Origin of the sequence: Amycolatopsis nivea, from assembly GCF_004522235.1 — a bacterium.
GTDB lineage: Bacteria > Actinomycetota > Actinomycetes > Mycobacteriales > Pseudonocardiaceae > Amycolatopsis > Amycolatopsis nivea.
On the sequence record NZ_SDLT01000104.1, the window covers coordinates 1 to 1,215 of the forward strand.

General features: G+C 61.8%; 1 protein-coding gene. It reads left to right on the forward strand.

All coding sequences use genetic code 11. From position 1 onward, the window contains the following. The first annotated feature begins 157 nt into the window (after positions 1–157). Complete coding sequence (locus EIZ44_RS44415) at positions 158–1,126, forward strand: hypothetical protein (protein ID WP_240691578.1); 969 nt, start codon at positions 158–160, stop codon at positions 1,124–1,126. Positions 1,127–1,215 lie beyond the last annotated feature (89 nt).

Genomic DNA, 1,215 nt, shown 5'->3' on the forward strand with positions numbered 1-1,215 from the left:
AACAAACCCAACACAAACAGAGACTCGGTGGATCCAGGTCTAATTCCCTCAAGGAGCCCTTCACGGCTTTTGGCGGCTTATCCACAAGTCATTGGGTCATCCCCAGATCAGAGTTCGACAGCCTTCCGACCTCGCCGGGTACGGCAGCATTCGTGAGATGCAGAGACAAGGCCGCTGGGCGAAGGGACCCGATGCGCTCGCCGAGTACAGCCCCCATCAAGTGATCCGCGCGATGACGCTGGAATCACTGGACATGCACAGCAAGGTCATCTATCGAAGGTGCCTGCCCGGAGGGCCCTGGCGACGACTTTTGCCAGGGATCATCCTCCTGCACAACAACGATCCGACGCCTGACCAACTCGTGCACGCCGCTCTGCTTTACGCCGGCAGTACCGCGATCCTCACCGGCGAAGAAGCATGCCGCAGATACGGGCTGCGCCTGGCCGTTCCCGCCACGAGCGAGCAACGGATCCACGTACTGATCCCTCACCATCTCAAGAGGAGCAGCTCCGATTTCGTCACTGTCGAACGCACCAAACGCCTGCCCCGGCCGTGGCTGCGGGCGGGTATCCCGCTTGCTCCATTGGTCAGGGCAACGACGGACTTCGTCCGGCGGACTCAGTCCGTCAACGTCATCGGGCACGCCCTGATCGAAGCGGTCCAACGAGGCGGATGCACCCCGCAAGCACTCGCGGAAGAACTGGACCGCGGAACCAAACGCGGTACGGCTCTTCCGCGTCGACTCCTCGCCGAATGGGCAAATGCCAGGTCGGTCGCCGAAGCTGAAGCCCAGAAGCTGGCAAAGGTTCTCCCGCACCCGCCGACCCACCAGAATGAAGTGCTGTACGACCACGCCGGAAACTACGCGGGCCGCCCGGACTTCTGGTGGGATGACGTAGGACTGGCCTGGGAAATCGATTCTTTGGATTTTCACTTCCGCTCAGCCGACTACGCACGAACGTTGCGCCGGAACACTCGCTACGCCTCGCTGGGAGTCGCAGTCGTCCAAACATTGCCGTCCAGGCTTCGCATTGAACCGAAGACCGTCCTGGACGAGCTGCGCGCCGCCTATGCCGCCGCGCTTACTCGCCCTCGCCCGCCAGTCGTCCTCGGCGAACCGCCGTGACGCGCGCAGAGCCTTGAATGTCCGTGAAGGGCTCCTTGAGGGAATCTAACCTGGATCCACCGAGTTGAGGTTTTGCTGATTTTGGTGGT

Coding starts and splice junctions, on each gene's coding strand:
- EIZ44_RS44415 (WP_240691578.1), top strand. CDS start 158: ATGCAGAGACAAGGCCGCTGGGCGAAGGGACCCGATGCGCTCGCCGAG.